The sequence below is a fragment of the Methanobrevibacter sp. 87.7 genome (genome assembly GCF_002208625.1).
In the GTDB taxonomy this organism is placed as follows: Archaea; Methanobacteriota; Methanobacteria; order Methanobacteriales; family Methanobacteriaceae; genus Methanarmilla.
Genome location: NZ_MRCT01000116.1, coordinates 1 through 5973, shown reverse-complemented (window position 1 = coordinate 5973; position 5973 = coordinate 1). Strand labels below are relative to the sequence as shown.

Genomic DNA, 5973 nt, shown 5'->3' with positions numbered 1-5973 from the left:
AATTATTAATTTTTAAATATAAATTTTTATTTGTATATATTATTATGATATTATAGGAAGTTTATAGTAGTTGATTTTTTATGTATATATTATGATGTTATAGAATGTTTATTGTAGTTGATTTTTTATGTATATATTATGATATTATTGAAAGTTTATAATTGTTGATTTTTTTTATTTGTATATACTAAGATAATATAGAAAGTTTATAATACTTGATTTAAATATATAATAATGTTAAACATTTTATTTTTATTTATTTAATTTAGAATTATTTTTTGATGTGATTAATAATGAGAACATACAATGAATTTGATGGTAAAACAGTTTTAGTAACTGGTGGAGCAGGTTGTGTTGGTAGTAATTTAACTAAAAAACTTGCAGATTTAGGTGCAAATGTTATCATTTTTGATAATATGTCTTCTGCTTATCATTGGAATATCCCTAAACATGAAAATATTGAATTTGTCCAAGGGGATATTAGAAATGATGAAGATTTAAATAGGGTATTTAAAGAACAACCTGATATTGTATATCATTTAGCTGCTCATTTTGCAAATCAAAATAGTGTAGATCAACCTGAAACTGACTTAATGGTTAATGGTATGGGTATTCTTAAAACTTTAGAACATGCACAACTTACTGGTGTAGATAGATTTATCTTTTCTTCATCTGGTTGTGGAGTTTATGGTCTTGATTCTAAAATGCCATTTAAAGAGGATGATATTTCTATTTCATTACATACTCCTTATCAATTAACAAAACTTTTAGGAGAATTATATACTAATTACTTCCATAATTTATATGATTTACCAATTGTAAATGCAAGATTCTTTAATGTATTTGGTCCTGGTGAAGTTCCTGGAAAATATAGAAATGTAATTCCTAATTTCTTCTATTGGGCTATGAATGGTCAAGCATTACCTATTACTGGTGAAGGTACAGAAACACGTGATTGGACATTTGTAGGTGATATTTGTAATGGTCTTTTAGCTATGGGTATTGAAGAAGATGCAATTGGTGAAGCTATTAACTTAGGTTCTGGTAAAGATCATAGAGTTATTGATATGGCTAATCGTGTAAATGAATTATCTGGAAATGAGGCAGGTATTGAATTTAAAGAAAGAAGAAACTGGGATGCTAAAACTAAACTTTTATCTTCTATTGATAAAGCTAAAGATCTTTTAGGATATAAACCTACTGTTTCCTTTGATGATGGACTTGTTAAAGTTCATGATTGGTTTGTAGATAATTGGGATAATATTCAAGAGTCTGCTGAATTTGACTAGTTTTAGTCTTAATAATGTATTTACTAATTTATTTATTTAATTTTTTTAGTAAATATTAAATTGACTTCTTGATTATTAATATTATAGTAAGTTTTTTAAACTTCTATTTTTTTATTTAATTTTTTAAAGCTATTTTTTAATATAAACTATTTTATTGATTGTTATGAAAATTTTACTTGTACAAGAATCTGATTGGATTAAACGGAATCCTCATCAACAACATCATCTTATGGATAGAATGTCTGTAAGAGGTCATGAAATTAAAGTTATTGATTATCCTATTGATTGGCCTAAAGATTGTCCTGAAGGTAATAAATATGAAAGAGAAGTTATTGATCATGTTTATAAGGTAGACAAAAGGGCAAATATTCAGGTTATAAGACCTGGTTTTATTAAAAAACCTGTACTTAATTATATTTCTCTTTATAATTCACATAAATCTGAAATTAAAAAACAGATTAAAGAATTTAAACCTGATGTTATTGTAGGTTTAGGCCTACTTAATGCATATTCTGCTTCTTTGTTATGTAAGAAAAATAATATACCTTTTGTATATTACTTGATTGATGTATTATATGCATTAATTCCTGAAAAAGTATTCCAATCCTTTGGTAAATATATAAATAAAAAGGCTATAAAAAATGCTGATAAAGTTATTACAATTAATGAAAAACTATCAGAACTTGCAATTAATCTTGGTGCAAATCCAAATGATACAATTAAAATTGATGCTGGAATAGATCTTAAATCATATGATCCAAATCTTGATTCTTCAAATATAAAATCAGAATACAATATAAAAGATGATGATATTGTATTATTCTTTATGGGTTTTATTTATGATTTTGCAGGTATGAAAGAACTTGCTATTACATTAGGTCAAAATAAAGATAAGTATCCAAATTATAAAATCATTATTGTAGGTGATGGTGATGCATATGATGATCTTGTAAAGATTAAAGAGGAATATGATTTAGGTAGTCAACTTATTTTAACTGGTCGTCAACCATTTGAAAAAATTCCAGAATTTTTATCTTTAGCAGATTTTTGCTTACTTCCTGCATATATAGATGAAGAAATTATGCAAGATATTGTACCTATTAAAATATATGAATATCTTGCTATGGAAAAAGTAGTTATTGCAACTGAACTTCCAGGAATTTCAACAGAATTTGGATATAATCATGGTGTTGAATATGTTCATGAAGCAAGTGAAATTTTAGATAAAGCACAATCTATAATTGATGAAGGTAAATATGAAGAATTATCAAAAATTGCACGTGAATATGTTAAAAATAATGATTGGGAAGTAATAACTGATAAATTTGAAAATACTTTAAAAGATTTAATTAAAAATTATTAATTTGTTTAAAAAATTATTTATTATTGAATTCATAAGATTATATTAATATTTATTGCTTAATCTAATTTCAATATTTAAAAAATTTTAAAATAAAAACTTTTATTAACTTAAAGTTATATAAATCTTAGTAGAGGTAATTATCATGATATCATATAAAATAAATGCTAAAAATGTTAGAAAAAATACAACTATTGATTTTGAATTAAAAAGGGACGGTCCTGAAGAAAATTTTTACTTTGAAGGAAAAAACAATGAAAAAATTAATCCTCAAGAAATTCCTGATACTAGTAGAAGAGAAATTTGTAACAATCTTATGTTAGCTAACTCTCCAATTTTTGTTTTAAAACCAGGTAAATCCTGTAATTTCAAAACTATTACTTATGATGGTACTATTACTTGTGAATAGTAATATTCTTATTAATATGTAATTAATTGTATAATTCAATTAATTACTTTATTTATGTTTTTATATTTCTGTGTATAATTTTAATTAATTGTTTTTTTATGTATTAGTTTATTTAGCTATTTTTTGTGTTTTAGTTTGTTTTGGTTATTTAACTATTTTTTGTAGGTTTTTAGTTTATTAAGATTTTATTTTTTAGCTATTTTTATAATTTTATAATTACTTTCTTATTTTCAATAAATATTTTTATAATTAAATAATTTATTTTACTTTATATTAAGTATATGAGTTTATAATCAATTATTTTATTTATTAATACTTTTAATCTAATATTAATTTATTATATGATAATTTTTCTATTTTATTTACTAATTAAATAATTTTTTGTTTGTTTTACTTTAATTTAACAGTATTTAGTTTTTTTATAAAATTTTAGAAAGTTTTATATTTTTTAAAATATTTAATATTAATTAAGAGTTTATGCTCTAGTAAAAAAATTTTTTATGGGATATTTATGAAAGAAGAAAAATTTTATAGTAAATCAATGTGTAATATTAAAGAAGATTATCCAGAAATTTATGATGTTATTGTAAAACTTAATGATGCAGTATATACTGGTAATCATCTTGATTATAAAACACAAAAATTAATTGCAATTGGTATTGCAGCTTCTAAATCCGATACCCATGCAACAAAACAACAAATGAAAAGTGCAATGAATGAACTTGACATTTCTAAAGATGAAATTATGGATGTTTTAAGAATTGTTCTTTTAACTTCTGGAATGCCTTCATTTATGCAAGCTGTAAATACTTTAAAAGCATTATAATTTTTATTTAAATCTCATTAATTTGAGATTTTTTAATTTTTTCTTTTAATTATAAATAAAGTTTTAATATCTTATTTTTTAATATTTAATTAAGATTGTTTTTCATTGTTATGGTGAAGTTTTAATATCTTATTTTTTAATATTTAATTAAGATTGTTTTTCATTGTTATGGTGAAGTTTTAATATCTTATTTTTTAATATTTAATTAAGATTGTTTTTCATTGTTATGGTGAAGTTTTAATATCTTATTTTTTAATATTTAATTAAGATTGTTTTTCATTGTTATGGTGAAGTTTTAATATCTTATTTTTTAATATTTAATTAAGATTGTTTTTCATTGTTATGGTGAAGTTTTAATATCTTATTTTTTAATATTTAATTAAGATTGTTTTTCATTAATTTAATGAAAAATCTTAATTTTATAGCTATTTAGCACAATCTTTATATGTAACTTTAACAAATATTTTATTATCGTTGTAAGATATACTATTTTTACTATGATTTTAATTTTTATAATTATATAATTATTAATTAGTTTTATAGTCTCAACGATTTGGGATATATTATCCCTGGATGTGGCGTTAAGCTGAACAAAAAATGGTGTTTATTTATGATGTATAAATATATTAGAGACGCATGGAAAAACCCAGATAAATCTTATGTAAGAGAACTTATGTGGGAAAGAGCTCCTAAATGGAGAAAACAACCTGTTATAACAAGAATTGAAAGGCCTACTAGATTAGACCGTGCACGATCCTTAGGTTACAAAGCTAAAAAAGGATATGTTGTAGTAAGAACTAGAGTAAGACGTGGTTCAAGAAGAAAATCCCGTTTCACTGCTGGACGTAAACCATCTAAAATGGGTGTAAATAAAATTACTGCTTCAAAATCTATTCAAAGAATTGCTGAAGAACGTGTATCTAAAAAATACCCTAACATGGAAGTATTAAACTCATACTGGGTATGGGCTGATGGTAAATTCAAATATTATGAAGTTATTTTAGTCGACCCACAAAGTCCAAGTATTAAAAATGATCATAAAATCAATTGGATTTGTGAAAGCCAACACAAAGATAGAGCTGGTAGAAGTTTAACTAGTGCTGGTAAAAAAGGTCGTGGACTTTCCTTTAGAGGAAAAGGTTCAGAACAAGCAAGAAGAAGATAATTCTTCTTACTTTTTTTATTCTAATTCTAGTAAAATTTTTAATAATTTATATAGAATTTTTCTATTTAATTATTAAATTTAACTTGTCTAGAATTTTTTATTATATTTAAATTTAATTATAACTTATTTAATGAGCTTTATACTTATTTATAAAGTTTTATAATTTATTTAGTATTTTTTTATATTAGTTGTAAACTTTTATTTTAAGACTTGTATATTATATGATTGATTTCTTATCATAATTTTATTTATTTTTAGATTGCTATTTTTAAAATTTTTTTTGATGATTTATATGATTCACAATATTAAATATCGTATGTTTGTTTATGAAAATGAAGATGAACAAGAACTTAGAACTGCTTTAGATAATATTTTTCCAGATGTAGTTCCTGAAGTAGAAGAAGCTGAAGGATTACTTGAAGATGAAATCATTATATTATCTGGTGTTATTGATAAAAAAAGGTATCTTAAAGATTTCTTAAATAATTTATTTGAAGAATTAGATACTGATGAAATAATTAAATTATACGATGATATTGAAAGAAAAATGGATGATCAATGTAATTTATTTTTAAGATTATCAAAAGAAGATGCAATTAATGAAGATTGGCATATTATTGATAATGGGGATAGTATTCATTTAAAAATTAAAATTGAAGCATATCCTGCTAAAAAAGAGATTGCAGTTAAAAATATGAAAGAATTCATTAAAGATAAATTACAATAAATTTTAATGAATTTTAATATTTTTTAGTTATTAATTTAATTTTTTAGTTTTATGTGGTGGATTTTGTTATTTTTAGCTATTTGGTTGATTTTTTAGTTTTATGTGGTGGATTTTGTTATTTTTAGCTATTTAATTTTTTAGCATTATTGTTTATTTTTCTTTTTTAATTAATTTTAAAGTAAATTTATTTTTGTTTT

6 protein-coding genes are annotated in these 5973 nt (G+C 22.5%); all 6 read left to right on the top strand.

The features are described from left to right. The first annotated feature begins 293 nt into the window (after positions 1-293). Positions 294-1289 (top strand): SDR family NAD(P)-dependent oxidoreductase, encoded by a 996-nt coding sequence (locus tag BGI41_RS06180; protein WP_088539555.1) that lies wholly within the window; start codon positions 294-296, stop codon positions 1287-1289. A 163-nt stretch (positions 1290-1452) separates the two neighbouring features. Beyond that, the gene (locus tag BGI41_RS06175) at positions 1453-2652 is read left to right on the top strand and encodes a glycosyltransferase (RefSeq protein ID WP_088539553.1); all 1200 of its coding nucleotides are present in this window, start codon (positions 1453-1455) and stop codon (positions 2650-2652) included. 142 nt (positions 2653-2794) lie between these two features. Next, the gene (locus tag BGI41_RS06170) at positions 2795-3058 is read left to right on the top strand and encodes a hypothetical protein (protein ID WP_088539551.1); all 264 of its coding nucleotides are present in this window, start codon (positions 2795-2797) and stop codon (positions 3056-3058) included. 511 nt (positions 3059-3569) lie between these two features. Beyond that, positions 3570-3884 (top strand): carboxymuconolactone decarboxylase family protein, encoded by a 315-nt coding sequence (locus BGI41_RS06165; protein WP_088539549.1) that lies wholly within the window; start codon positions 3570-3572, stop codon positions 3882-3884. Between the two features lie 613 nt (positions 3885-4497). Further along, positions 4498-5049 (top strand): 50S ribosomal protein L15e, encoded by a 552-nt coding sequence (locus tag BGI41_RS06160; RefSeq protein ID WP_088539557.1) that lies wholly within the window; start codon positions 4498-4500, stop codon positions 5047-5049. Between the two features lie 292 nt (positions 5050-5341). Further along, on the top strand, positions 5342-5776 hold the full coding sequence (locus BGI41_RS06155) for an RNA-binding protein (protein ID WP_088539547.1): 435 nt from the start codon (positions 5342-5344) through the stop codon (positions 5774-5776). Positions 5777-5973 lie beyond the last annotated feature (197 nt).